The 25,569-nt window shown below is 61.8% G+C and carries 23 protein-coding genes; all 23 read left to right on the forward strand.

Annotated elements, in window-relative coordinates:
* Positions 1 to 17: 17 nt before the first annotated feature.
* Positions 18 to 653, forward strand: coding sequence for a DUF3540 domain-containing protein (locus GUC32_RS14820; RefSeq protein ID WP_025303284.1), 636 nt, complete (start codon positions 18 to 20; stop codon positions 651 to 653).
* Between the two features lie 16 nt (positions 654 to 669).
* Complete coding sequence (locus GUC32_RS14825) at positions 670 to 1,062, forward strand: DUF4150 domain-containing protein (RefSeq protein ID WP_004934933.1); 393 nt, start codon at positions 670 to 672, stop codon at positions 1,060 to 1,062.
* Positions 1,063 to 1,110: 48 nt separating this feature from the next.
* Positions 1,111 to 1,611 (forward strand): type VI secretion system accessory protein TagV, encoded by a 501-nt coding sequence (gene tagV / locus GUC32_RS14830; protein WP_025303285.1) that lies wholly within the window; start codon positions 1,111 to 1,113, stop codon positions 1,609 to 1,611.
* A gap of 29 nt (positions 1,612 to 1,640) precedes the next feature.
* A complete protein-coding gene (gene tssJ, locus GUC32_RS14835) occupies positions 1,641 to 2,171 on the forward strand; it encodes a type VI secretion system lipoprotein TssJ (RefSeq protein ID WP_049206024.1) in 531 nt (176 codons plus the stop codon).
* A 40-nt stretch (positions 2,172 to 2,211) separates the two neighbouring features.
* Positions 2,212 to 3,558 (forward strand): type VI secretion system baseplate subunit TssK, encoded by a 1,347-nt coding sequence (gene tssK / locus GUC32_RS14840; protein ID WP_025303287.1) that lies wholly within the window; start codon positions 2,212 to 2,214, stop codon positions 3,556 to 3,558.
* A 21-nt stretch (positions 3,559 to 3,579) separates the two neighbouring features.
* Complete coding sequence (locus GUC32_RS14845; protein ID WP_049272050.1) at positions 3,580 to 4,782, forward strand: DotU family type VI secretion system protein; 1,203 nt, start codon at positions 3,580 to 3,582, stop codon at positions 4,780 to 4,782.
* The gene (gene tssM, locus GUC32_RS14850; RefSeq protein WP_025303289.1) at positions 4,782 to 8,417 is read left to right on the forward strand and encodes a type VI secretion system membrane subunit TssM; all 3,636 of its coding nucleotides are present in this window, start codon (positions 4,782 to 4,784) and stop codon (positions 8,415 to 8,417) included. The genes GUC32_RS14845 and tssM overlap by 1 nt, the downstream gene beginning before the upstream one ends.
* 18 nt (positions 8,418 to 8,435) lie before the next feature.
* On the forward strand, positions 8,436 to 9,155 hold the full coding sequence (gene tagF, locus GUC32_RS14855; protein WP_049295867.1) for a type VI secretion system-associated protein TagF: 720 nt from the start codon (positions 8,436 to 8,438) through the stop codon (positions 9,153 to 9,155).
* A gap of 23 nt (positions 9,156 to 9,178) precedes the next feature.
* On the forward strand, positions 9,179 to 10,210 hold the full coding sequence (gene tssA / locus GUC32_RS14860) for a type VI secretion system protein TssA (protein ID WP_369435299.1): 1,032 nt from the start codon (positions 9,179 to 9,181) through the stop codon (positions 10,208 to 10,210).
* Between the two features lie 122 nt (positions 10,211 to 10,332).
* Positions 10,333 to 10,869 (forward strand): type VI secretion system contractile sheath small subunit, encoded by a 537-nt coding sequence (gene tssB, locus GUC32_RS14865; RefSeq protein ID WP_016927260.1) that lies wholly within the window; start codon positions 10,333 to 10,335, stop codon positions 10,867 to 10,869.
* 3 nt (positions 10,870 to 10,872) lie between these two features.
* A complete protein-coding gene (gene tssC, locus GUC32_RS14870) occupies positions 10,873 to 12,378 on the forward strand; it encodes a type VI secretion system contractile sheath large subunit (protein ID WP_016927259.1) in 1,506 nt (501 codons plus the stop codon).
* A gap of 304 nt (positions 12,379 to 12,682) precedes the next feature.
* Positions 12,683 to 13,165, forward strand: a complete 483-nt coding sequence (locus GUC32_RS14875; protein WP_004961372.1) for a type VI secretion system tube protein Hcp — start codon at positions 12,683 to 12,685, stop codon at positions 13,163 to 13,165.
* A 54-nt stretch (positions 13,166 to 13,219) separates the two neighbouring features.
* The gene (locus GUC32_RS14880; RefSeq protein ID WP_072271555.1) at positions 13,220 to 13,696 is read left to right on the forward strand and encodes a type VI secretion system amidase effector protein Tae4; all 477 of its coding nucleotides are present in this window, start codon (positions 13,220 to 13,222) and stop codon (positions 13,694 to 13,696) included.
* Between the two features lie 20 nt (positions 13,697 to 13,716).
* On the forward strand, positions 13,717 to 14,055 hold the full coding sequence (locus GUC32_RS14885; RefSeq protein WP_227255705.1) for a T6SS amidase immunity protein Tai4 family protein: 339 nt from the start codon (positions 13,717 to 13,719) through the stop codon (positions 14,053 to 14,055).
* Between the two features lie 69 nt (positions 14,056 to 14,124).
* Entirely contained in the window at positions 14,125 to 14,460 is a 336-nt protein-coding gene (locus GUC32_RS14890; protein ID WP_227255704.1) for a T6SS amidase immunity protein Tai4 family protein, read from the forward strand.
* A gap of 480 nt (positions 14,461 to 14,940) precedes the next feature.
* The gene (gene tagH / locus GUC32_RS14895; RefSeq protein ID WP_197827573.1) at positions 14,941 to 16,677 is read left to right on the forward strand and encodes a type VI secretion system-associated FHA domain protein TagH; all 1,737 of its coding nucleotides are present in this window, start codon (positions 14,941 to 14,943) and stop codon (positions 16,675 to 16,677) included.
* A complete protein-coding gene (locus tag GUC32_RS14900) occupies positions 16,677 to 17,450 on the forward strand; it encodes a PP2C family serine/threonine-protein phosphatase (RefSeq protein ID WP_025303297.1) in 774 nt (257 codons plus the stop codon). The genes tagH and GUC32_RS14900 overlap by 1 nt, the downstream gene beginning before the upstream one ends.
* Before the next feature lie 28 nt (positions 17,451 to 17,478).
* Positions 17,479 to 18,465, forward strand: coding sequence for a type VI secretion system-associated protein (locus tag GUC32_RS14905; protein ID WP_369435300.1), 987 nt, complete (start codon positions 17,479 to 17,481; stop codon positions 18,463 to 18,465).
* 15 nt (positions 18,466 to 18,480) lie between these two features.
* Positions 18,481 to 19,302, forward strand: coding sequence for a type VI secretion system accessory protein TagJ (locus GUC32_RS14910; protein ID WP_043138708.1), 822 nt, complete (start codon positions 18,481 to 18,483; stop codon positions 19,300 to 19,302).
* 2 nt (positions 19,303 to 19,304) lie between these two features.
* Positions 19,305 to 19,880: a type VI secretion system baseplate subunit TssE gene (locus tag GUC32_RS14915; RefSeq protein ID WP_043138711.1), complete on the forward strand. Its 576-nt coding sequence runs from the start codon at positions 19,305 to 19,307 to the stop codon at positions 19,878 to 19,880.
* Positions 19,881 to 19,884: 4 nt separating this feature from the next.
* Positions 19,885 to 21,771, forward strand: a complete 1,887-nt coding sequence (gene tssF, locus GUC32_RS14920; protein WP_049206012.1) for a type VI secretion system baseplate subunit TssF — start codon at positions 19,885 to 19,887, stop codon at positions 21,769 to 21,771.
* Positions 21,768 to 22,838, forward strand: coding sequence for a type VI secretion system baseplate subunit TssG (gene tssG / locus GUC32_RS14925; RefSeq protein WP_049206010.1), 1,071 nt, complete (start codon positions 21,768 to 21,770; stop codon positions 22,836 to 22,838). Before tssF ends, tssG begins: the two co-directional genes overlap by 4 nt.
* 56 nt (positions 22,839 to 22,894) lie before the next feature.
* On the forward strand, positions 22,895 to 25,549 hold the full coding sequence (gene tssH, locus GUC32_RS14930) for a type VI secretion system ATPase TssH (protein WP_043138717.1): 2,655 nt from the start codon (positions 22,895 to 22,897) through the stop codon (positions 25,547 to 25,549).
* Positions 25,550 to 25,569: the final 20 nt, after the last annotated feature.

A 25,569-nucleotide genomic window follows, 5' to 3' on the forward strand; every position in this document is an offset into this window, starting at 1 on the left:
TTCACGAGGGGATCACCATGAGCGTTGCCAACACAACTCGCGCCGTCAACATCGCACCGCCCCAACAGGCCGCTGGCCAGGTCGTCAACCTGTTGCCGGACGGCAGTCTGGTGGTGGAATGTGAAGGTCGTGGCTGGCATTGTCGCCGGGCGGCGAGCTGCCTGCTGACGCCGGCCCTCGGCGATAACGTGCTGGTCGCCGGCTGCGGCCACCAGCTGTGGGCGATCGCCGTCCTCGAGCGGGCAGAGCCGCAAAGCACGGCGCGGCTCTGCGTCGCAGGCGATCTGCAGATTGAAACGCCGAACGGCTCGCTGTCGTTGCACAGCGCGCAGGCGCTGAAACTGAGCGGCGACGCCATGACGCTGCAGGCGAACAGCGGCGACTGCCACGTCGACAAGATGAAATACAGCGGCGAAGAGCTGTCGGCCTTCGTCAGCATCAGCCGTTTGGTCGGTAAACGCTGCGAGTCGCTGTGGCATTCGGTCAGCCAGATCAGCCATTCGCTGTTCCGCAAAGTGCGCCAAACCGAGCACGTGCGCGCCGGGCAGCTGGATTATCAGGCGGAAGATTACGCCCGCATTCATGCCCGCAACACGCTCATTACCTCAAAAGACATCACCAAGCTGGATTCAGAACAAATCCACGTCGGATAACCTGCGGAGGCCTTTTATGTTTGCCAACAGCCAAATGATCGGCGTGGACCTGGCGTTTCCCGACGTCTGTCTGACGCCAAGCCCGGCGCCGGTGCCCGTACCCTACCCGGATATCGCCCTCGCGCCGACCGCCATCCCGAACGCGTTCAACATTCTGTTCGTCGGTACCCCGGCGCACAACATGGCGACGGTAACGCCCCTGACCAACGGCGACAACCCCGGCGTAGCCACCGGTGTCGCTTCCGGGACGGTGATGGGGCCATCCCGCCACCTGACCGGCGCCTTTACCGTGTTGCTCAAAGGCACTCCGGCCACCCGGCTGACCAGCCTCAGCCTGCAGAATTCCACCAACGCGCTCGGCATGCGCATCGTGCCGAGCCAATTAAAAGTGTTGCTGCTTGCGCCCTGATGACGGCGCCTTATTACACAGCCATTCAATCAAGAAAAAGAGGACATTGTGAAAACACGGATTACCCTGACGCTGCTGACCGCCCTGACGCTTGCCGGTTGTTCCACCCCGCCGCCACCGCCGCCGGCGCTCAATAACGACGCCCTCATCAGCAGTGAAGTCAACGGCGTCACCCTGCAGCACCGCGCCGCGGTAAGCGCGCCGAAACAGTTCAAGCCGATCGGTGAGGAGTACCGCAGCCTGTATGCCGCCAGCATCATGAGTAGCCCGAATTATACCGGCACCGCCGTCGGCAGCCTGGACAACGCCGCCGCGTTCTACGCGCTGGGCGAAGTGGAAAACAACTGGCTGGCGATCTCCGCCATCCGCGGGGGCGATCTGATGGGGTATATCCAGGCCAACGCCGGCGTGCCGGAAGCGCGCTACAAATCAACGCTGCGCAAAGATCTGCCGCGTCGCGCGCGCGCCGCCAAACAGGACTGCGTCAAAGTCGGCGGCGACAGCAAGGCGTGTAAAAACGCCGGCTCAGCCACCTGGATCCTCCAGTAGTCAGCACGCCTGCGGGCGACGAGATTCCTATGATGACGACCCCTATCGCTTCCCGCTGGTGCGGGATGCTGTTTCTGCTGCTGGGCGCGCTGGCGCTCGGCGGCTGCATGTCTTCCGCCAAAAGCGTGCCGTCGCGTTACAGTCTGGTGTTTGACGCTGACCGCCAGGTCAACGCCGCCGCCGGCGCGCAACCGGCGCCGATCAAAATTCGCGTGCTGCTGCTGCGTTCGGATGCGGAATTCATGGATGCCGACTTCTTCAGTCTGCAAAACGACGCCAAAAGCGTGCTCGGCAACAGCCTGCTGGACAGCGATCAGTTCTTCCTGACGCCGGGCCAGACCGGCAAGAAGCTCGGTGGGCAAAGCGCATTGGACGCACGTTACATCGGCGTGATCGCCGAATATCAAAATCTGGACGGCAAGACCTGGCGCATTTCACTGCCGCTGCCGGAACCTACCGAAACCAATTTCTACAAGGTATGGCAATTCTCGCCGGATGAGCTGGAAGCGCATATCGTCGCGGGCGTGAGTGGCCTGCGCCCCGTAAAAAAGGTCGACTGACCTACCGCTGCGCTGAAGCGAAGTAACTATAGGTGTGATGATGAAAGATGCTCATAAGGTTGTCTGGACTGAGGGGATGTTTTTGCGCCCTCACCATTTCCAGCAGGCGGAAAACTATCTCGAAGGCTATATGCGCAACTGGGGCCAGGCCCACAGCGGCTGTTTCTGGGGGTTCCTCACCCTGGATCTGGACCAAACGCTGCTGCGCCAGGGCAAGATTGCGCTCAACGCCGCCAGCGGCATCATGCCGGACGGCACGCCGTTTCGCTTCTCCGGCGCCCAGCAGGCGCCCGCGCCGCTGACCATCGCTGAAAACAAGACCGGTGAAAACGTGGTGCTGGCTCTGCCGACCTACCGCGCGGGGCGTGAAGACGTGATCTTTCAGGAAAGCCCGGAGGCGCTGGCGCGCTATCTGGCTTATGAGAACGAAGTCGACGATCTCAACGCCGTCTCGGTGGGCAGCGCGGCCTTGCAGTTCGGTCGCCTGCGCCTGCGGCTGATGCTGGAGAGTGAGCTCAACGCCGAATGGACGGCGCTCGGCGTTACCCGCGTGCTGGAAAAGCGCGGTGACAACAGCTTGCGTCTCGATACCACGCAGATCCCGCCGATGCTGAACTGCCAGGGCAACCCGGTACTGAAAACCTTCATCAACGATCTGCAGGGCCTGCTGCAACAGCGCAGCCAGCAGATGAGCCAGCGCCTGCTGCAGCCGGGCCGCGGCGGCAGTTCCGAAATGGTCGATTTCATGCTGCTGCAGCTGATCAACCGCCATCTCGGCCAGGTGAGCCACGCCTACCACCTCGATCATCTGCACCCGGAGCGCCTGTTCGCCGATTGGCTGCAGTTCGCCACCGAGCTCGCCAGCTTCTCGGCGCAGCGCACCCCGGAAGGCCGCCTGCCGGTGTATGACCACGACAACCTGGCGCTGTGCTTCGGCAAGCTGATGCTGCTGCTGCGTCAGGGGCTGTCGGTGGTGCTGGAAGACAACGCCATTCAGCTGACGCTGGTCGAACGCTCCCACGGGCTGAACGTCGCCACCGTGCAGGACGCCAAAATGATGCGCGATTTTGGCTTCGTGCTGGCAGTGCGCGCCGACGTGGCCGCCGAGGTGTTGCTGACCCACTTCCCGGCGCAGATGAAGATCGCCCCGGTCACGCGCATCCGCGATCTGGTGCAGCTGCAGCTGCCGGGCATCGGTCTGCGCACCATGCCCGCTGCGCCGCGCCAGATCCCCTATCACGCCGGCTACACCTACTTCGAGCTGGAAAAAGGCGGCGACCTGTGGAAACAGATGGAAAAATCCAGCGCCTTCGCCCTGCACCTGGCCGGCGAATTCCCGGGGCTGGACATGGAATTTTGGGCGATTCGCAGCCATACGGACCGGTAACCTATGACTCAGGAAAATAGCATGGCGCCGGCGGCCAACCCGCTGGTAGACGCCGCCAACCCGCTGCTGAACGCCATTTCGCAGATCCGCCAATCGGCCACGCACGCCAACCCGGCGCAGCTGCGCCAACAGCTGATTGACGAAATGCGCCGCTTCGAGATCCGCGGCCAACGCGCCAACCTGCCTTACGAGGTGATCATCGGCGCGCGTTATTGTCTGTGCACCGCGCTGGATGAAGCGGCGGCGCTGACCCCGTGGGGCAGCAACAGCGTGTGGTCCGGCAGCGGGCTGCTGGTGACTTTCCATAACGAAACCTGGGGAGGCGAGAAGTTTTTCCAGCTGCTGGCCAAGCTGTCGCAAAGCCCGCGCGAGCACATCAACCTGCTGGAGCTGATCAATTATTGCCTGCTGTTGGGCTTTGAAGGCCGCTACCGGGTGATGGAAAACGGCCGCTCACAGCTGGAAACCATGAAGCAGCGCCTGCTGCAACTGATCCGGTCGGTTCGTGGCGGCTATGCCCCGCCGCTGTCGCCTCATGCGCTGGATCTGCCGGTACAGCAGAAGCTGTGGCGGCCGCTGGTGCCGCTGTGGGCCTGCGTGGCGCTGACCGGCTTCCTGGCTTCGCTGCTGTTCATCGCCCTCAACTGGCGACTGGGCGACAACACCAGCCCGGTGCTGGCGGCGATTTACCAAACCAATCTGCCGCAGGTGGCGATCGGTAACCCGGCGCCGGCCGCGCCGCCGACGCTGAGCCTGAAAAGTTTCCTGCGCAAAGAGATCGCCGAGGGGTTGGTGGTGGTGCGCGACGAAGCGCAGCAAAGCGTGGTGATCCTCAAAGGCGACGGGCTGTTCGACTCTGCCGCCACCACGGTACGCGCCAACTATATTCCGGTCATCGACCGCATCGCCGCCGCCATGAACGGCGTCAGCGGCAAGATCCTGGTCACCGGTTACAGCGACAACGTGCCGATCCGCAGCGCCCGTTTCGCCTCCAACTGGGAGCTGTCGCTGGCGCGCGCCGAAGCGGTCAGCGCCCGCTTGCAAAAACACCTCGCCAACCCGCAGCGGGTCAAGGCCGAGGGCCGCGGCGAGAGCAACCCCGTCGCGCCGAACGATAACAAAGTGAACCGCGCGTTGAACCGCCGGGTAGAAATTACGCTGTTGGTCGCCCCTGAAAATACCCAGGCGGAAATCAACGGCTTGCCGCAAGGAACCGGAAAGTAATGCTCAGTACGTTATTCTCCATCATCACCAGCCGCCTGCTGTGGGGCTTTGTCGGCATCACCGCGCTGGCGTTCATCATCTGGACGATCGGCCCGCTGGTGGCCATCGGCGACTATCGCCCGCTGGAGCCGGAACTCAACCGCCAGATCGCCATCGGCGTGATTTACTTGATCTGGTTCCTGTGCCGCCTGATCCCGCGCCTCTACAGTGCCTGGTTCAACAGCCGCCTGCTGAGCAATCTGCGCGCCGCCGAAGCGGTGCCGGCGGAAGACGGCAAGCCCGAGGTCAAACAAGACGATCAGTTGGCGCAGCGTTTCGACGAAGCGGCGCAGCTGCTGAAAAAGGCGCGCTTCGCACCGGGCCAGGGCGACGGTAAACATCGCTGGATGACCCGCTTCAGCCGTCAATATCTGTACCAGTTGCCGTGGTATGTGATCATCGGCGCACCCGGCGCCGGCAAAACCACCGCGCTGGTCAACTCCGGCCTGCACTTCCCACTGGCGGATCGCTTCGGCAAAGCCGCGCTGCGCGGCGTGGGCGGCACCCGCAACTGCGACTGGTGGTTTACCAACGACGCCGTGCTGCTCGACACCGCCGGCCGCTACACCACCCAGGAAAGCCAGCGCGAAGAAGACGCCGGTGAATGGCAAAGCTTCGTCGCGCTGCTGAAAAAATACCGCACCCGCCAGCCGATCAACGGCGTGATGGTGACCATCAGCGTCGCCGATCTGCTGAGCGACAGCGCCGAAGCACGCGCCGCCCAGGCCAGCGCACTGCGCAAACGCCTGATTGAACTGCACGAACAGTTGGGCATTCACTTCCCGGTCTATGTGCTGGTGACCAAAACCGACCTGCTCAACGGCTTTATGGCCTACTTCGGCAGCTTCGACAAAGCGCAGCGCGACCAGATCTGGGGATTCACCTTCCCTTACGAGCGCTCACGGCAGCCGGACTTCAACCTGAACGCCGCCTTCGAACAACAATACGCCCTGCTGCAACAACGGCTGGATGCGGCGCTGCCGGATACGCTGCTGATGGAGCACGACGCGCGCCAACGCGCCGAAAGCTACCTGTTCCCGCAGGAGTTCGCCGCGCTGCGCCCGCTGCTCGGCCAATATCTGGAACAGGTGTTCGCCACCTCCAGTTTTGAAACCCGCTTTACCCCGCGCGGCATCTATTTCACCAGCGGCACGCAGGAAGGTCTGCCGTTTGACCGGGTGATGGGCGAACTGAACCGCTACCTGCAGCTGCCGACGGCCAACTCAGGGGTGCAGGCCAACGCGGCCTGGGACAGCGTGGGGCAGGAAACGCCGATCCCGGCAGCCAAAGGCCAGAGCTTCTTCCTGAAAGAGACGCTGGAATCGGTGGTCTTCCAGGAGTCCGGGCTGGCGGGCAGCAACCGCTGGTGGGAATACCGCAACCGCGCCCTGCACTGGGCAGGGTACATCGCGCTGGCGGTGATCCTGGCGGTGCTGGCGATGTTGTGGTTCACCAGCTACGGCAACAACAAGGCCTATCTGGCGGAAGTGGCCGCCAAGGTGCCCGGCGTCGAGCGACAGGGGCAAAGCCTGACCCAGTTGGGCAACGGCGACATGTTCTCGCTGCTGCCGTTCCTCAACAGCCTGCTGCATCTGCCGGACAGCCAGAACTTTTCGCTGGACGATCCGCCGTTCACCTACCGCATGGGGCTGTTCCGCGGCGATCAGGTGGGCGACGCCGGCAATGCGTTGTACCAAAAAGCGCTGAAAGAGCTGCTGCTGCCGCAGGTGGCGCAACAGATCGCCACCACGCTGCGCAACGACAACCACGGCGACGCGGACTTCAGCTACGAAGCGCTGAAGGCCTATCAGATGCTGTATCTGCCAAAGCAGTACGACGGTAAATTCCTGCGCGCCTGGGTGATGCTCAACCTGCAACGCAACCTGCCGCAGGGCAGCACGCAGAAACAGCTGCAGCAGATCGAATGGCACCTCAGCCAACTGCTGGATGCGCAGATCCAGGCCTCGCCTTACGCCAAAGACGAACAGCTGGTGGCGCAGGCGCAGGCCGCACTCAATCGGGCGCCGCTGTCGCAGCGCGTCTATGGCCGCCTCAAGCGCCTGCTGCTGAAACAGACCGACATCAAGCCGGTCAGCCTGGTCGATTTGGCCGGCCCGCAGACCGAACTGGCGTTCAGCCGCAAAAGCGGCAAACCGGTCACCGACGGCGTACCGGGCCTGTTCACCTCACAAGGGTACTGGAAAGCGTTCAACGACAACATCGACCCGGTGACCGACACCTTGCGCAAGGAAGACGTCTGGGTGTTGAACAGCCAGACGCCGGAGCAGAAAAGCGCCGATCTGACCAAGACCATCCGCCAGCTGTACATGCAAGATTTCATCAGCGCCTGGGATGAGCTGCTGGGGGATATCCAACTGGCCAACATCGGCAACCTGACCCAGCGCATCAGCAGCGCGCGCCTGCTGTCCGGCAACCCGTCGCCAATGCGCAATCTGCTGGTCAACGTCAGCAAAAACGTCACCCTGCGCGACGAAAAAAACGACGCCGATTCGCGCTCGCTGCTGGCAAAAACCGAAGATAAGCTGAACCAAAATGCCAACCGCACGCTGGAAGCGCTGTTCACCAACCGACCGGCCAACGCCGACGGTGACGTGTCGGCCCAGCCGGAACAGCTGGTGATGGCGCACTTCGCGCCGCTGCTGGAGCTGGCGCAAAGCCAGGGCGAAGGCAATAAGGCGATCCCTTTCGACAGCGTGCTGAAACAGGTCGATGAACTGTACAGTTACCTGACGGCGGTGCAGGGCGCGGCCAACAGCGGCATGTCGGCGCCGCCGAGCGACATTATCCCGCGTCTGCAGGCCGAATCCGGCCGCTTGCCGGTGCCGTTCAAACAGATGCTGCTGTCGCTGGCGATCGGCGCCAGCAGCGATACCCAGCGCAAAGAGATGGAGAACGTGAAAAAGCGCATCAGCTTCGAGGTCGGTAGCTTCTGCCGCCAGGCGATCGCCGGCCGTTATCCGCTGGTGGCCCGGGCGCGGCAGGAAGTGACGCCGGACGATCTGGCGCGCATGTTCGCGCCGAACAGCGGGCTGATGGACAGCTTCTTCCGCGACAATCTGCAGGGCAAGGTCGATACCACCCGCGCCAACTGGCGTTTCACGCCCGGCGTGGACGGCAAGACGCTGCCCGGCGGCGAAGGCATCCTGCGGTCGTTCCAGCAGGCGCAGCGCATCCGCGACGCCTTTTTCGCCAACGGCACGGCGACGCCCTCCTACCGCGTGACCGTGCGGCCGGTGCGGATGGATAACGACATCCTCAACCTGACGCTGGATATCGACGGGCAGCTGTTCAAATACAGCCACGGCCCACAGGTACCGCTGGTGGTCAGTTGGCCGGGCACCCGCAATACCAACCAGGTGCATCTGCAGCTGGCGCTGGCCAACGGCACCACCGCCAGCCTGGTGACCAGCGGACCATGGGCGCTGAATCGCCTGGTCGACATGGCGCAATCGTCGGGCACCGGCGGCCTCGGCCGCCAGGCGACGTTCAATCTCGACGGCCACCGCGTCACGCTGGAGTTCACGCCCAACAGCATCCGCAATCCGTTCCAACTGCCGGCCTTCTCGTGCCCGTAGCCCCGAAAGGACATGACCATGAGCACTGATTCAAGCGCCCCGACGAGCATCGGCTGGTACGGCAAACTTCCTTCCGCCGGTGACTTCCTGCAACGCCGTTTGCCTGACCCGGTGGTCAACAACTGGGCCCACTGGTTCCATAACGGGCTGGTGAATTTACAGCGCGATGCACAGGGGCCGAACGGCCACCCGTTCAGCAACGCACCGGTGTGGAACTTCGTGATCCCCGCCACGCTCGGCAGCCCGTACGTGCAGATGGGTTGCCTGTTGCCGGCGCGCGATCGCGTCGGGCGGCGCTACCCCATCTGCGCACTGCGCCTGTTCAGCCTGCAAGAATGGCGCCCGCAACAGCTGAACATGGCGGCGAGCTGGTATCAACAGCTCGGCCATACCCTGCTGAACGGCGTGCGCAACGGTTTCTCCGTCGAGCAGATCGACCGCACGTTGCAGGCGATCCCGGCGCTGCCCAGCCCACCGGCGGAAGCGGATTCCGAGATATTGTCGATTATCGGTTTCCAGCATCCGGACGTACCGGGCCTCGGCTGGCAACAGGCCGCCGACTGCTTCGATCCGGCGCAGTACACCAGCTTCTGGTGGACCAATCAAGCCGACGGACATCCGCTCTACACCCACGTGCACAGCGGCAACCTCACCGTGCAGCTGTTTTCACTGCTGTTCGAACCCAACGGCTGGGCGCGCCCCGGCCGCGGCGGCCAGTACCCGCAAATGTTTGATTAACATCGTTCGTTGAAGGAAATTCTATGGCTATCGATACCGATACCCTGCTGGCCCCGGTTGACGCGGACAATCCCTGCGGCGACAACCTGGAATACGACGCCGACTTTCTGGCGATGGAACAAGCCGCCACCGGCAAGGCCGAACAACAGTTCGGCAGCACCATCATTCCGGAAGAAGCGCCGGATTGGGTGCAGGTCGAGCGCCTCGCGACCTCGCTGCTAACGCGCACCAAAGACCTGCGCGTCATGCTGTATCTCACCCGCGCCTGGACCCAGCTGCGCGGGTTGCCGGGCTACGCCGACGGACTGACGCTGGTCCACCAGTCGATGACCCGTTACTGGGACACCCTGCAGCCGCCGCTGGAGTTCGATGGGGAAGCCGACCCGCTGTTTCGCATCAACGCGCTGGCCGACCTTGGCGACAAAGCGGCGCTGGCCGCCAGCGTACGCGCCGCGCCGCTGCTGAAAAGCGCCGCCGGAGAAATCTCGCTGCGCGATGCCGGCGCCCTGCTCGACGGCAGCAAGCAGGAGTGCCCCAACTTTCCCGGCGGCCGTGCGCGGCTGCAGGATGAGCTGGCGCAGCAGGATCGCCCCGAAGGCGCCCTGGTGACGCGCATCGCCAACACCCTGAGCGCCATTCGCAGCGAAGTGACCCGCCATCTGGGGGAAAGCGCGCTGCCGGAAATGAGCGCGCTGACCAAGGTGTTTTCTCTGGTGGCGCTCGCCGGCCAGAGCGATGCCCCGGCCGCCGACGAACCAGACGCGACGCCTGAAGCGGCTGCCATGCAGCAACCGGCCGCCGTACAGAGCGCCACCGCTCCACTCAACTGGCGCAGCGCGCAGATCCAGTCGCGCGACGACGCCCAGTTGATGCTGGACAAGGTGAAAAACTATTTTCGTCTTCATGAACCGAGCCACCCGGCGCCACTGATGATCGATCGGGTCCAGCGACTGATTACGCTGGACTTTATGCAAATCGTCCGCGATTTGGCACCCGATGGGCTTAACCAACTGGAGACCATTCTCGGTCGCCCCGACAACGAGGAGAACAGCTAGCCGCCGACCTTTGTTCTCTTGACGACACCCGATACCGTCTGCCCCTGCGCAGACCCGAATCAGAACCTGACTCTCCCAGCCGGACGAGGCGCGTTCCCAATCGCCATTAGATGGAGTAAATCATGTCAAACTCGAAATCCCGCAGCGGGCAGAAATTCATCGCCCGCAACCGCGCGCCGCGCGTACAGATTGAATACGATGTCGAAATTTATGGCGCAGAGCGCAAAATCCAGCTGCCGTTCGTGATGGGCGTGATGGCGGATCTGGTGGGGAAAGCGGTCGACCCGCAAGCCAGCGTGGAAGAGCGCAAATTCATGGAAATCGACGTCGACAACTTCGACGAGCGTATGAAATCGCTGAAGCCGCGCGTCGCTTACCAGGTCGACAACACCCTGACCGGCGAAGGCAAGCTGAACATCGATCTGACCTTCGAAAGCATGGAAGACTTCTCCCCCGCCGCTATCGCCCGCAAGGTCGACGCGCTGGACAATCTGCTGGATGCCCGCACCCAGCTTTCCAACCTGCTGTCCTACATGGACGGCAAGAACGGCGCCGAAGAGCTGATCTCCAAGATCCTGCAAAACCCGGCGCTGCTGCAATCCCTGACCGACGCGCCGAAGCCGGCGGTTAACGACGACAACAACGAGCGTGAGGATTAATCGATGAGCAACTCGCCTCAGCAACAGAATGCGTTGCAAACCACCGAGACTTTTTCCAGCGATGAGTTCAGCGCGCTGCTGAACAAAGAGTTCCGGCCGAAGACCGATCAGGCCAAAGAAGCGGTCGAGAACGCGGTGAAAACCCTGGCGCAGCAGGCGCTGGAAAACACCGTCACCGTTTCTTCCGACGCCTATCGCACCATCCAGGCGCTGATCGCGGAAATCGACGAAAAGCTGTCGCAGCAGATCAACCAGATCATTCACCACGACGACTTCCAGAAGCTGGAAGGCGCCTGGCACGGCCTGCATTATCTGGTCAACAACTCCGAAACCGACGAGATGCTGAAGATCCGCTTCATGAGCATTTCCAAGCAGGAGCTGGGCCGCACGCTGAAGCGCTATAAAGGCGTGGGTTGGGACCAGAGCCCGATCTTCAAGAAAGTCTACGAAGAAGAGTATGGCCAGTTCGGCGGCGAACCGTTCGGCTGCCTGGTGGGCGACTACTACTTCGATCACAGCCCGCAGGACGTGGAGCTGCTGGGCGAAATGGCCAAGATCGGCGCCGCCTCGCACTGCCCGTTCATCGCCGGTACCGCGCCGAGCGTGATGCAGATGGAGTCCTGGCAAGAGCTCTCCAACCCGCGCGATCTGACCAAGATTTTCCAGAACACCGAGTACGCCGCCTGGCGCAGCCTGCGCGAATCGGAAGACGCGCGCTACCTGGGGCTGGTGATGCCGCGCTTCCTGGCGCGCCTGCCGTATGGCATCCGCACCAACCCGGTAGACGAGTTTGACTTCGAAGAAGACACCGACGGCGCGACCCACGGCAATTACACCTGGACCAACGCCGCCTACGCCATGGCCGCCAACATCAACCGTTCGTTCAAAGAGTTCGGCTGGTGCACCGCCATTCGCGGGGTGGAATCCGGCGGTGCGGTGGAAAACCTGCCGTGCCACACCTTCCCGAGCGACGACGGCGGCGTGGACATGAAGTGCCCGACCGAGATCGCCATCAGCGACCGCCGTGAAGCCGAGCTGGCCAAAAACGGCTTTATGCCGCTGGTGCATCGCAAAAACTCCGACTTCGCCGCCTTTATCGGCGCGCAGTCGCTGCAGAAGCCGGCGGAATACTACGACGCCGACGCCTCCGCCAACGCCCAGCTTTCCGCGCGCCTGCCGTACCTGTTCGCCTGCTGCCGCTTCGCGCACTATCTGAAGTGCATCGTGCGCGACAAAATTGGCTCCTTCCGCGAGCGCGACGACATGGAACGCTGGCTGAACGACTGGATCATGAACTACGTGGACGGCGATCCGGCCAACTCCTCGCAGGAAACCAAGTCGCGCAAACCGCTGGCCGCGGCGGAAGTGCAGGTGGAAGAGATCGAAGACAACCCGGGCTATTACAGCGCCAAGTTCTTCCTGCGCCCGCACTACCAGCTGGAAGGCCTGACCGTCTCCCTGCGCCTGGTGTCGAAGCTGCCTTCGCTGAAGCAAAACGACGCGTCCTGATGGACTGAAGTCAGGCCGCGGTAGTGCGGCCTGGCTGATGTATCAACCTCATCGTCAGCCTATCGTAGAAAACCCAGATCGCACGTGGAATCAAGATAACGCGAAATAATTAAGCATTGAGCCATTAGCACTTAATAGTGGCTCGGTAACCCGTACCGATAGTTTTCGGTATTTAAGAAGGTGCATGGCACAAGGATATAAATTGGTAATGCATTACCACACTTGCAATTCCTGCTGCTATTACCTGAGTTTTTCAACGTAACGTTAATACTACTGTTAACCCTTAATAAAGAGTGAAGAAACTATGGCTATTGATATGTTCCTGAAAGTTGAAGGTGCCAGCGGCGAATCCAAAGATTCGAATCACAAAGGCTGGACCGACATTACTTCTTTCTCCTGGGGCGCTTCTCAACCGGGCAATATGGGCGTTGGCGGCGGCGGTGGCGCCGGCAAAGTGTGCTTCAACGATCTGCACGTTAACGCGCTGGTCGACAAGTCAACCCCGGCGCTGCTGAAGCACTGCTCCAGCGGTAAGCATCTGACCAAGGTTGAGTTGTCTGTCTGCAAGGCGGGCGGTACTCAGGTTGAGTACGTTAAAATCACCCTGGACGACGTGCTGGTCACCGCCGTGCAGTACACCGGCGCAGGCGGCGAAGACACCGTGGGCGTCACCTACTCCTTCCAGGCGGCGAAAGTGAAACAGCAATACTGGGAGCAGAGCGACAAAGGCGGCAAAGGCGCCGAAAGCAGCGCAGGTTGGAACATCAAGGAAAACCGCGAAGCTTAATCTTCCCACACAGATGCCCCGACTTAGGGGCATCTATCAACAGAGGACGTTATAATGAGTCGCCCTTCATTCCAACAAGCGTGGCAACGATTTAGCGAAATCAACGTAGATATTACTGACGTTGGCAAAAAGATAGGTGGAAATGTAGGTCTTAACATTGAGCTTGGCGTCAATGACCCATTGCAAGGATTCACCAATGCCTGCGCAATACGCATGAGTTACACGCTCAATTATTCTGGTTTTAAAGTTGAACGAGGAGCATGGAAGACCGTTTCAGGCAAAGATAAAAATTGGTACATTTATCGCGTCAGAGATATTATTAACTTTTTGAATTATAAGTTCGGCAAACCTGATAAAACGATTAAAAACCCTACCCCTAGTGATTTTTCAAAAGACAAAGGGATATTGGTTTTCACTGTTCCAGGATGGAATGATGCCAGCGGACACGCAACATTATGGAACGGTACAACCTGCTCAGATCATTGTTACTTTCCAAAATCCAGCGAGGCATCTATATGGTTACTAAAATAAAATCCCTGTGTGTTGCAAGCATGATATTTTTGGGATGTATTCAATCGGCTCAAGCCAAAGAAACCTATACCCCCGAAGAGTACCTCAAAAACTACGCGCTTAGCGTTTGCATCGCCGAGGGGTACTCAGCAAAAGAAGTCAAAAACGATGCCGCCGCCGCCGCTCGGGGTTACACGGAATTCGGCGATTATTCTCTGGAAGCGCATACCGCCGTCAGGGCGCTGGCAAAAGAATTTCTGGCAAAGCCCTATGACAGTATGTCAGGGGAGCCGATGACGATGGCCAAGTGCATCGATCTTGTACACAGCCAAGAGCTGCAAGCCATCATCAAGAAATACCAAGGAAAAGACGACAACTGATATCAGAGTTGCTCAAACGACGGCTCATATCAAAGGTTATCTCGGATGAGAAGATACACGTACTTTTTAATGTCTCTGCTGCTCGGAAGCCATGTAGTCCTTGCTGAAAACTCGCTCAATGCTTTATCGCAAGAGGCACTTTATAAAAATTGGTTAACCAGCCGCTGCATTGGGAAGTCCACTGACTCAGAAAGAACCAAGCAAGACGCCTTCCGTTCCGCTTCCGCCTATTTAGAATTGAGTAAACTGCCGATGGATGCATTTGAACAAGGTGAAAAACTGGCTGAACAGTACGCAAATAAAAATAGCCAAGGCTCAGTTCAAGGGACTTACCATACTTTAGATTGTCTTTCACTGCAGAACGCCAGTGAAGCTGAAACCATTTTTGAACGTTACTCTAAGTAATAGTCAGGATTGTTGAATCCAATTTCATAAAGTTATCAACTCAAGAGAATTAAAACTTATTGATTATTAACATGACTCCAGACGTCACGCTATCAACTTACTCATATGGATTCTTACCTTCCTATTTTTCATTGTCACTCATAACTTTAGTGGCATTATATTACTTAAAAAAATTATCGGCTCGCAAACACAATTATCCATTTTTTGTTTTCAACTGTCTCATTGTAGTTGTCATGGGCGTCATACAGCTCTCAATTTTTGCATACGGGAATGATTTTCTTAATCTCTTCTACCCACTAGGCAACGATGACTATGACTCTATACACTATGGCAGTTTGATATTCACCTTTATCTACTTAACTCAACTACCAAAAAACACCTATTACAAAAAAGAACAGAATAGAAGTTAGCCATCAGATTAGATGACTAAATCAACATACGCCCAAAGCAGTCTAAAATCCCCATCAGCAGGAATGCCTTATGCGATTTTCCATTGTAAAAAATAAAAGCGGCCAGGTTCCGCCGCAGAGCAGTTGCGATTTTCTGCCGCCGGGCGGCACCATCGGCCGCAGCGTGGACAACAACCTGGTGCTGCCGGACGAAGAGCGCGCCATTTCCCGCCTGCAGGCGATCGTGCACATTTCCGCTGACGGCGAATGCCGCATCACCAATCGCGGCAACGTTACCCGCGTGCTGCTGAACGACATTCCGCTGGAACGTGGCCGCCAGGTTGAACTGCAGGACGGCGACGTGCTCGGCATCGACGATTACCAGATTGAAGTCAGCGCGCTGCAACAGCACGCCGCGCCGCAGGCTCAACCGGTGGCCAAGGCCGTTGCCGCGGCTGCGGCCCCCGCAGCCGCCGCCAAAGAAAAATCCGCCGCGCCGATCCCCAACGAAATCTGGGACAGCCTGGTGGAAGAATTTACGCCGAACGCGCCGGCCGCCGTCATACCGCCGCCGATCACCAATCCGGACAATCATCCGCTGCTGGAGACCCCCGCTCGCGAGCTGAACCCGGCCGATCCGCTGGCGCAGCTGGCGGGCGAGGTCGATCTGCGCCAGCTGCAGCAGCAACAAACCGATCCGGCGGCGCTGTTCAACACCGACACCACCTTTGAGCGCGAACACATTCTGGCCGACACCACCCCCAGCGCGCTGCTGGCGGAGCAGGCTGCGCCGACGCGCCCGGCTCCCCCCGTCCAGAATGCGCAGCAACCGGAGCAAGAGCTGGATCCGCTGGCGCTGTTCGGCGGTTCATCCGCGCCCGCTTCGCCAGAGACGTTAAACAGCAACGATCCGCTGGGGCTGCTGATGGGCGGCGCTGTGCCGCTGGCCCAGCCGGAGGAGCCGGTACAGCCGCCCGCACCGCCGTCGCCGTCACCGGCGCCGATCGCCGCACAACCGGCGGCGCCGCGCCCACAGCCGACGCCGGCGCCCGTGCAGACGCCTGAGCCACAGCCCCAACCTGCGCCGCAGTTCAGCCAGCAGGAACCGCCTGCACAGCCGCCGCGCCCGCGCCAGGGCAGCCGCCTGGGCATCGATCCAGTCGCCTACCAATCCGCTCAGCGGCAGCACGCCGCCGCGCCAAGTGGCGACGCATTGGAAGGGCCGTTGCTGGCGGCGCTGCTGCAAGGCATCGGTCTCGACGATCTGCAACCGCAGCCGCACTTTGACGAACAACAGATCCGCCAGGCCGGTCGCCTGCTGAGCCTGTTCTCGCAAGGCACCGTCGCCCTGCTCTCATCCCGCTCGATCCTCAAGCGCGGCGTGAAGGCAGAGATGACCATGATCCTCGACGAAGCCAACAACCCGTTCAAGCTGCTGCCTTCGGGAAAAACGGTGCTGATGCAGATGTTCGGCAGCCAGATGCCGGGCTTTATGCCGCCGGAACAGGCGGTGCGTGACGCGCTGATCGACCTGCAGGCGCACCAGCTGGGGATGATCGCCGGTATTCGCGCCATCATCGCCGCCATGCTGCAGTCGTTCAACCCGGAGCGCCTCGAAGAGGAAGCGCGCAAGGAAGGCGTGGCGCCGCGTCTGTCGCTGCCCGCCAACCGCAAGGCCGCGCTGTGGGACTACTTCGTGAAGAACTATCAGCAAACCTCCGGCGAAATCGAGGACGATTTCCACACCCTGTTCGGCGAAGCCTTCCTGCACGCCTATGACGTTGAAGTGAATCAATACAAAGACTCACAGACCAAACCGGACGCGTAATGAATATCACCATAGCCTCTACCTCCAACCAGGGCGGCCGCGCCTCCAACCAGGATCAGACCGGCGAGGTGCTCGGCAACCGCGCCGCCTGCTTCGTGGTGTGCGACGGCATCGCCGGTTTTCCGGGCGGCGATATCGCCGCCAAACTGGCACGCGACACCATTTTGCAAAACTTCGACGGCGAAAAGCACCTGAACGCCCAGAGCATTCGCCAGCACATCACCAGCGCCAACGCCGCCATCCACCAGCAGCAGCGGCAGTCGGACGAATACAGCAAGATGGGCACCACGCTGGTCAGTCTGTTTATCGATCGCGATTACCAGCTGGCCTACTGGGCGCACGCCGGCGACAGCCGCCTGTACCTGTTCCGCCGCGGCTACCTGCATACCGTCACCACCGACCACAGCCTGATCCAACAGATGCAGGACGCCGGCTACCAGACCAACGGCATCAACAGCAACCTGCTGTATTTCGCGCTGGGGCTCAACGAAGAGCGCGACGCCACCTACAGCGACGTGCTGCAGCTGGAAGACGGCGACGTTTTCCTGCTGTGCACCGACGGCTTCTGGCACAGCTTCAGCCAGGCCGAACTGGAACAGTCGCTGCATATGGTCAACTCCCCCAGCGAGTGGATCGCCCTGATGCAGCAGGCATGGAAGAAAAACAATAACAGCGATAACTACAGCGCTATCGCCGTCTGGATTGGCTCACCGCAGGAAACCACCCTGCTGCATTCGCTGGCGGATGCGGAGCGGTTTCTGAGCCGCGACTGAGCAGCGCACATTCACAGCAAGGTTCACTATGAAATATTGGATGCCGGGGCTCGTCGCCCTGATGGCGGTGCCGACCGCGCAGGCGATGAACTATCGCCTGGTTTACTCCCCCAGCCAGAAGCTGGAAGTGTTTATCGATAACGTCAAAAACAGCAATCCGGCAAGCTGGTGCGGCAAGAGCATCCCGCTGCGCATCGTCTCGGCGCAAAGCCAGGATCCGGCGGTGCTGAACGACTTCCTGCCGCGCGTCGGCAATCTGTTGGAAAAGCAGTGCCCGAAAGCCGGCCACCTGCCCTGGACGCTGACCGACAAGCGCGGTGAGAAGCTGGCCAGCGGCGAAGCCGCCAAAGTGCGCGGCTGGAAACCGGTGGTCAAACAGGAGGCCGTCGAGCAGCCGGAAACCCCGCCGCAGCCGGCTATCCCTGCTGCAGTGGCCGTGACTTCTCCGCAGGCGGACACCGCGCCGCCTCAGCGTTTCAGCCTGCCGCAGGGCTGCCACTTCCGCACCTTCTGGGGTGACGAAGCCAACGGCGGCGCGCTATTCATTCCCGCTGGTGAGGCGCTGCGCTGCGGCGAGGACGGCTGGCTGCAGGGCAGCGGCGCGGTCACGCTGCAACAGGGCGGCCAAACCCTCTCGCCGACGCTGTGGTTCCTGCAAGGTTACCCGCTGGCGAAGGTGAACGGCGGCGATCGCGCGCTGACCGTCGTCAGCGCCAACGCCCAACGGCTGGTTTTGGGCGGCAACCCGCAGGCGCCGGGCAGCTTCCTGCTGCTGAGCTTCGAACCGAAGCTGCACGCCTGGGCGTTCAACGGTGAAGCGATCGTTGAAATGCCGCGCGTCGATGCCGTCGACGAGAACAAGGTCAAACAGCGCGTACAGCAGGCGCAAACCGCCTGGCAGCCGCTGCTAAGCGCCCCCGCCCCGCTGACCTTCAAGCTGGTGGAAAAGCTGGCCGCAGACCGCGTCGATCCTGCCAGCGGCAGCTACCTGTCGGTTAACGGCGCCACTCACTGATTATAAGGAAAGCCTGTGAAATCATTAGCAAGCATGCTGCAAGGCCAGTCGATCGCCGCGGCCATCACCGCCGTCGAAAACGATATCAAGGCGAAACCGGCGGATGCCGACCTGCGCGCTGCGCTGGTGCAACTGCTGTGCCTGAGCGGCAACTGGACGCGCGCCAACGCGCAGCTGAAATCCTGGCAGGCGCTGAAACCGATCGCTCAACCGACCACGCTGCTGCTGATGCAGTCGGTCAACGCCGAGCTGCAACGCCAGGCGGTGTTTGCCGGCGCGGCCGCGCCGGCGCTGCTGCGGCAGGATCAGCCCTGGCTGCAACTGCTGGTGCAGGCGCTGCATCAGGATGCGCAAGGGGCGGCCGAACAGGCCCAGACGCTGCGCGACGAAGCGCTGGAGGCCGCACCGGCCGGCGCCGGGCAGTTAACGCTGGCTGAAGGGAACCAAGAGCGGCAGCTGAGTTTCGACTGGCTGACCGACGGTGACGGCCGCCTCGGGCCGGTATGCGAGCTGGCGCTGAACGGCGTTTACTACTGGCTGCCGTTCGCCGATATCGCCGCGATCCAGTTCCAGGCGCCGCAGAGCGCCATCGATCTGGTGTGGAGCCATGCACTGGTGCGCCTGACCGACGGCCGCGAACAGGTATGCCAACTGCCCGCCCGTTACCCGCTGGCCGAAGGCAGCGACGACGCGCTGCTGCTGGGCAAACGCACCGAATGGCAACCGCTGGGCGACGGCACCCACTATGCGGGGCTAGGCCTGAAGACCTGGCTCAGCGAAAGCGACGAATTCCCGCTGCACAGCCTGCGGCAGCTGAGCTTCGACGCGAGCGCCTGAACATGAACGATAAACGCCCACCCCACTACGACGGCGGCGATCTGCGCCGCCAGGGCTATCGCAATCGTCAGGACAGCGAGCGCCTGACTTCACGCGACAAAATGCAGCCGGTGCTGCTCGACATGCTGACCGACGACGAACCGCAGAAAAAACAGGAGGCGCAGGTGCGCAACCTGGTGTCGCACAGCGAGTTGCGCCGTCGGGTGCTGCGCGATTTGCAGTGGCTGTTCAACTGCGTCAACAGCGAATCCAATCTGGATCTCGGCGATTTTCCGCAGGTGCGGCGCTCCACGCTGAATTACGGCATCGCCTCGCTGGCGGGCAAGCGCATGTCGGACATCGAATGGCTCGACATTCAGCGCGCGCTGACCGATTCCATCCTCCATTTCGAACCGCGCATTCTGCCCGAAGGGCTGCAGGTGCGCTGCATCTCGGACACCGGTTCGCTGGAACTGCACAACGTGCTGTCGATCGAAATCAAGGGCCGCCTGTGGTGCGTGCCCTATCCGCTGGAGTTTCTGTTCCGTACCGACGTGGATCTGGAAAACGGCCACTTCGATCTGAAAGACATAGGGTAAGGCGATGGACAGTAAACTGTTAGACTATTACAACCGCGAGCTGGCCTATCTGCGTGAGATGGGCGCCGAGTTCGCCGAACAGTACCCGAAGGTCGCGGGCCGTCTCGGCATGCGCGGCATCGACGTGGCGGACCCTTATATCGAGCGCCTGATGGAAGGCTTCGCCTTCCTCACCTCGCGCGTGCAGCTGAAAATGGACGCCGAGTTCCCGCGCTTTTCTCAGCGCTTGCTGGAGATCATCTACCCCAATTACCTGTCGCCGACGCCGTCGATGGCGATCGCCGAGCTGCAGCCGGACAGCAGCAAAGGCGACATCAGCAACGGTTTCGTGGTGCCGCGCGGCACCATGATGGACAGCCAGACGCTGAAGAAAAGCGGCATCACCTGCAGCTACACCACCGCCCATGACGTCACGCTGCAGCCGGTGCGCATCGCCGGCGTCGAGCTGGGTGGCATTCCGGCCGATATCCCGCTGGCCTCGCTGGGGCTGCAGCACAGCGGCTGCGTCAGCGCGCTGCGCATTCGGCTCGAGTGCTACGAAAGCGTGACGCTCAACAACCTGCAGTTGGACCAATTGATGTTTTACCTGGCCGGGCCGGACATGCAGGCGCAGCAGCTGCTGGAGTTGCTGATGCAGCACAGCGTCGGGCTTGTCTGCCAAACGGTGGAGGCGCAACCGCAGCGGCGGGCGCTGGCGCTGGACGGGCTGCGGCAGGAGGGCTTCGCCGCCGAGCAGGCGCTGCTGCCCAACGACCTGCGCAACTTTGAAGGCTACCGGCTGCTGCAGGAGTATTTCGCCTTCCCGGCGCGCTTCCAGTTTTTCAGCGTCAACGGCCTGCGTCCGCTGCTGCAGAGCGTGCGCGAAGGGAAAAAAGCGCTGCGCCAGTTCGAGATCGTGGTGCTGCTGGATCGGCACGACGCCGCGCTGGAACGGGTGGTCGACGTTGCCCATTTGGCGCTGCACTGTACGCCGGTGATCAACCTGTTTCCGAAGATCGCCGAACGCATCGCGATCAACGAAAAAAACCACGAATACCATCTGGTGGTCGACAATATCCGGCCGCTGGATTACGAAGTGTTCTCGGTGCAGCGGCTCGGCGGCAGCGCCAGCGAAAAACGCTACGAGCAAGAGTTTCGGCCGTTTTACAGCACCCTGAGCGCGGACGACGGCAACTATGGCGCCTACTTCTCGCTGCGGCGCGAACAGCGCACCCTGTCGGAACACGCCCGCCGCTATGGCACCCGCACCGGCTATGCCGGTTCGGAAGTGTTCGTATCGCTGGTGGACGAACGGCAATCGCCGTGGCACAGCGATCTGAAATACCTCACCGCCGACGTATTGTGCACCAGCCGCGACCTGCCGTTGATGTTGCTGCAGCAAGATCAGGGCAACTTCGTGATGCCCGACTCGATCCCGATCAAGCAGGTCTCGCTGCGCAAAGGCCCCACCCCGCCGCGCCCGGCGCTGGCCGAAGGGATGATCACCTGGCGGCTGATCAGCCAGCTGCAGCTGAACTACCTCAGCATGATGGACGGCGATCCGGAACAGGGTGCCGCCAGCCTGCGCCAGCTGCTGGGGCTGTACGGCAACCTGAGCGAACCGGCGATCGCCAAACAAATTCAGGGCGTGCGCCACTGTAACCTGCGGCCGGTCTATCGGCGAGTGCCTGAACCCGGCCCCATCGTGTTCGCGCGCGGCATCGCCATCGATCTGACGGTCGATGAGCAGGCGTTCTCGGGCAACAGCCCTTACCTGCTCGGCAGCGTGCTGGAGCGCCTGTTCTCGCGCCTGGTGGCGATGAACACCTTCACCGAGATGACGCTCTCCAGCCAGCAACGCGGCGAAATCGCCCACTGGCAGGCGCGCATGGGCAAAAGGACGCTGATATGAACGCGGAGATGATCGCCACCGAACTGGCGCCGCCGCAGATCAACGCGCTGTATCGCCTGCCGGACGACTTTTGGCCGCGGCTGCGCAGCGCGCCTTACAAGCACGATCTGTTTCAGCTGCTGCGCCGCATCGACGCCCAGGGCGGCCAGCCCTACCTGCTGGGACGCGCGCCGCTGCCGCGCCACGAGATGCTGCGCCTGGGGCAGGAACCTTCGCTGTCGTTCGCACCCTCCACGCTGGCGCAGGTGACGCCGCGCGCCAACAGCCCGCTGCACGACGTTTCGATCTTCAGCTTCGGTCTGTTCGGCCCCAACGGGCCGCTGCCGCTGCACCTGACCGAATACGTGCGCGAACGGGTGTATCACCATCAGGACACCACCCTGCTGGCGTTCACCAATCTGTTCCATCACCGGCTGACGCTGCTGTTTTACCGCGCCTGGGCCGACGCGCAACCGACGGTATCGCTGGATCGCCCGGACAACCGGCGCTTCGACGAGTACCTGTCGAGCCTGATCGGCCTCGGCCAGCCGGCGCAGCAGGAACGCGACAGCATCAACGCCCACGCTAAACATTTTATGGCCGGTCATCTGATTCGCCACAGCCGCGATCCGGAAGGCCTGAGCAAGATTTTGCAGCAGTATTTCAAGGTGCCGGTGCGCATCGTCGAGAACGTGCCGCACTGGCTGCGGGTGGAGCCGCGCGAGCAGGCGCGGCTCAAGGCCGGACGCGGCGCGCCACGGCTCGGCGAGTCGGCTTTTCTCGGCATCGCGGTGCGGGATATCCAGCACAAGTTCCGCATCGAGCTGGGGCCGATGCCGCAGCGGGACTATGACCGCTTTCTGCCCGGCGCCGATCTGTGCCGGCAACTGCGCGACTGGGTGCGCCAATACCTGGGCATCGAGTTCGTCTGGGAAGTGCGCCTGATCCTGGCGAAGGAACAGGCGCACGGCATCCAGCTCGGCGGCGCGCAGCGGTTGGGCCTGAGCAGTTGGCTGGCCGACCATCGGCGACAGCGCGATCTCGACGATCTGATCTTCAGCCCTGAACCGCTGGAAAACCCGTTCTGACCCTATTTCGGCCGGCGCCCTGCGGCGCCAGGCCACTCTGAGACCTGAGGAAAACCATGTCTGAAATCAGCCGCTCGGTATTATTTGGCAAACTGGATAGCCTGTTATTCACCTCTCTGGAAAGTGCGACGGCGTTTTGCAAGCTGCGCGGTAACCCCTACGTCGAACTGGCGCACTGGCTGCATCAGCTGATGCAATCGCCGGACGGCGATCTGCAGCAAATCGTTCGCCACTTCGCGCTGGACGAGGCGCAATTGGCGCGCGACATCGTCGAGGCGCTCGATCGCCTGCCGCGCGGCGCCAGCGCCATTTCCGATCTGTCCGAGCACATCGACAGCGCGGTAGAACGCGCCTGGGTCTATGGCTCATTGAAATTCGGCGCGGCGCGCATCCGCGGCGGCCACCTGCTGCTCGGTATCCTGAAAACCTACAGCCTGCGCCATCTGCTGAAGGCCATTTCCCCGCAGTTCGAGCGCATCAACGCCGATCTGTTGATGGATCAGTTCGCCGCCATCACCGCTCACTCGGCGGAAAACGCCCAGGATGCGCCGGCGGAAAGCGGCGCCGAGAACGTATCCGGCGCGCCGCGCAGCGGTGAAAGCGTGCTGGCGCAGTATGCCCAGGATCTGACCGCCAGAGCGCGCAACGGCGAGATCGACCCGGTGGCCGGCCGCGATGAGGAAATCCGGCAAATCATCGATATCCTGATGCGCCGCCGCCAGAACAACCCGCTGCTGACCGGCGAGGCCGGCGTCGGCAAAACCGCGGTGGTGGAAGGCCTGGCGCTGCGCATCGTGGCCGGCGACGTACCGCCGCAGCTGCGCGACGTGAAACTTTGCCTGTTGGACATCGGCATGCTGCAGGCCGGCGCCGGCGTCAAAGGCGAGTTTGAAAAACGGCTGCAGGCGGTGATCGACGAAGTGCAGTCCAGCCCGACGCCGATCATCCTGTTTATCGACGAAATTCACACCCTGATCGGCGCCGGCGGCACCCAGGGCACCGGCGACGCCGCCAACCTGCTGAAACCGGCGCTGGCGCGTGGCCAACTGCGCACTGTCGGCGCCACCACCTGGTCGGAATACAAGAAATACATCGAGAAAGACCCGGCGCTCACCCGCCGTTTCCAGGTGGTGCAGGTGCACGAGCCAAGCGAAGACAAGGCGCTGCTGATGCTGCGCAGCACCGTCAGTCCGCTGGAACAACACCACCGCGTGCTGCTGCTGGATGAAGCGGTGGACGCCGCGGTGCGGCTGTCGCATCGCTATATTCCTGCCCGCCAGCTGCCGGACAAAGCGGTGGCGCTGTTGGATACCGCCTGCGCGCGCGTGGCGGTCAGCCAACACGCCGAGCCTGCCCAGGTCGAAGACTGCCGCCACCGCATCGATGCGCTGCAGATAGAGTTGGATATCGCCCGCCGCGAGGCCAAAGTCGGCATTGGCGATCCCCTGCGCCCGCAGGAAATTGAAACCCAGCTGACCGCGCTGCGCCAGGCGCTGGAACAGCTGACCGACCGCTGGCAGCAGGAGCTGGCGCTGATCCAAGAGATCATCACGCTACGCGCCCAGTTGCACCAGCAGGAAGCGGAGCCTACCGGCGAAGAAACAGAGGCGGCCCCTGACGCCGACGCGCTGCGCGCCCAGCTGGGCGAACTTCAGCAGCAGCTGAGCGCGCTGCAGGGCGAAGCGCCGCTGATCTTCGCCGCCGTCGACGCCAACATCGTGGCGGCGGTAGTGGCCGACTGGACCGGCATCCCGCTGGGCCGCATGGTGAAAAACGAGATTGAGGCGGTGCTGCAGCTCTCCGACACCCTGAACCAGCGTGTGATCGGCCAACGCCATGCGCTGGATCTGATCGCCCGCCGGGTGCGCACTTCGCGGGCGCGGCTGGACGATCCGAACAAGCCGGTCGGGGTGTTCCTGCTGGCCGGGCCGTCCGGCGTCGGCAAGACCGAAACCGCGCTGGCGCTGGCGGAAACCCTGTACGGCGGCGAGCAGAACGTCATCACCATCAACATGAGCGAATTCCAGGAGTCGCACACCGTTTCGACGCTCAAAGGCGCGCCCCCCGGCTATGTCGGCTACGGCGAAGGCGGCGTGCTGACCGAGGCGGTGCGCCGCCGCCCTTACAGCGTGGTGCTGTTGGACGAAATCGAGAAGGCGCACCCGGACGTGCATGAGATCTTCTTCCAGGTGTTCGACAAGGGCTGGATGGAGGACGGCGAAGGCCGCCATATCGATTTCCGCAACACCATTATCATCCTGACCTCCAACGTCGGCACCGATCTGATCGCCGGGCTGTGCAGCGATCCGGAGCTGCTGCCGGAGCCGGAAGCGCTGAGCGGCGCGCTGCGCCAACCGCTGCTGTCGGTGTTCCCGGCCGCCTTGCTCGGCCGCCTGCTGGTGGTGCCGTATTACCCGCTGACCGACGCCACGCTGGGCAACATCGTGCGCCTGCAGCTGGGCCGCATCCAGCGTCGCCTGGCGGAGAATCACGACATCGTCTGCACCTTCGACGACGCGGTCATCGAGCAGATCGTCAGCCGCTGCACCGAGGTGGAGTCCGGCGGCCGCATGGTCGACGCCATCCTGACCAACACCCTGCTGCCACAGATCAGCCACACCCTGCTGACCGGCAGCGCCAACGACCAGCGCTATCGCCAGCTGCATATCGCGCTGCAGAACCACGAATTCATTTGTCAATTTCAGGCATAACGCCGCGGCCGCCGAGACGG

Source organism: Serratia sp. NGAS9, from assembly GCF_009905295.1.
GTDB lineage: Bacteria > Pseudomonadota > Gammaproteobacteria > Enterobacterales > Enterobacteriaceae > Serratia > Serratia bockelmannii.

Bases quoted from the DNA above. Each gene is read 5' to 3' on its own strand.
- tssB (WP_016927260.1), top strand. From the start codon at position 10,333: ATGTCAAACTCGAAATCCCGCAGCGGGCAGAAATTCATCGCCCGCAAC.
- tssH (WP_043138717.1), top strand. From the start codon at position 22,895: ATGTCTGAAATCAGCCGCTCGGTATTATTTGGCAAACTGGATAGCCTG.
- tagF (WP_049295867.1), top strand. From the start codon at position 8,436: ATGAGCACTGATTCAAGCGCCCCGACGAGCATCGGCTGGTACGGCAAA.
- GUC32_RS14880 (WP_072271555.1), top strand. From the start codon at position 13,220: ATGAGTCGCCCTTCATTCCAACAAGCGTGGCAACGATTTAGCGAAATC.
- GUC32_RS14875 (WP_004961372.1), top strand. From the start codon at position 12,683: ATGGCTATTGATATGTTCCTGAAAGTTGAAGGTGCCAGCGGCGAATCC.
- tssG (WP_049206010.1), top strand. From the start codon at position 21,768: ATGAACGCGGAGATGATCGCCACCGAACTGGCGCCGCCGCAGATCAAC.
- tssC (WP_016927259.1), top strand. From the start codon at position 10,873: ATGAGCAACTCGCCTCAGCAACAGAATGCGTTGCAAACCACCGAGACT.
- GUC32_RS14905 (WP_369435300.1), top strand. From the start codon at position 17,479: ATGAAATATTGGATGCCGGGGCTCGTCGCCCTGATGGCGGTGCCGACC.
- tssJ (WP_049206024.1), top strand. From the start codon at position 1,641: ATGATGACGACCCCTATCGCTTCCCGCTGGTGCGGGATGCTGTTTCTG.
- GUC32_RS14885 (WP_227255705.1), top strand. From the start codon at position 13,717: ATGATATTTTTGGGATGTATTCAATCGGCTCAAGCCAAAGAAACCTAT.
- tssA (WP_369435299.1), top strand. From the start codon at position 9,179: ATGGCTATCGATACCGATACCCTGCTGGCCCCGGTTGACGCGGACAAT.
- tssM (WP_025303289.1), top strand. From the start codon at position 4,782: ATGCTCAGTACGTTATTCTCCATCATCACCAGCCGCCTGCTGTGGGGC.
- tssK (WP_025303287.1), top strand. From the start codon at position 2,212: ATGAAAGATGCTCATAAGGTTGTCTGGACTGAGGGGATGTTTTTGCGC.
- GUC32_RS14825 (WP_004934933.1), top strand. From the start codon at position 670: ATGTTTGCCAACAGCCAAATGATCGGCGTGGACCTGGCGTTTCCCGAC.
- GUC32_RS14900 (WP_025303297.1), top strand. From the start codon at position 16,677: ATGAATATCACCATAGCCTCTACCTCCAACCAGGGCGGCCGCGCCTCC.
- GUC32_RS14820 (WP_025303284.1), top strand. From the start codon at position 18: ATGAGCGTTGCCAACACAACTCGCGCCGTCAACATCGCACCGCCCCAA.
- GUC32_RS14915 (WP_043138711.1), top strand. From the start codon at position 19,305: ATGAACGATAAACGCCCACCCCACTACGACGGCGGCGATCTGCGCCGC.
- tagH (WP_197827573.1), top strand. From the start codon at position 14,941: ATGCGATTTTCCATTGTAAAAAATAAAAGCGGCCAGGTTCCGCCGCAG.
- tssF (WP_049206012.1), top strand. From the start codon at position 19,885: ATGGACAGTAAACTGTTAGACTATTACAACCGCGAGCTGGCCTATCTG.
- GUC32_RS14890 (WP_227255704.1), top strand. From the start codon at position 14,125: ATGTCTCTGCTGCTCGGAAGCCATGTAGTCCTTGCTGAAAACTCGCTC.
- GUC32_RS14845 (WP_049272050.1), top strand. From the start codon at position 3,580: ATGGCGCCGGCGGCCAACCCGCTGGTAGACGCCGCCAACCCGCTGCTG.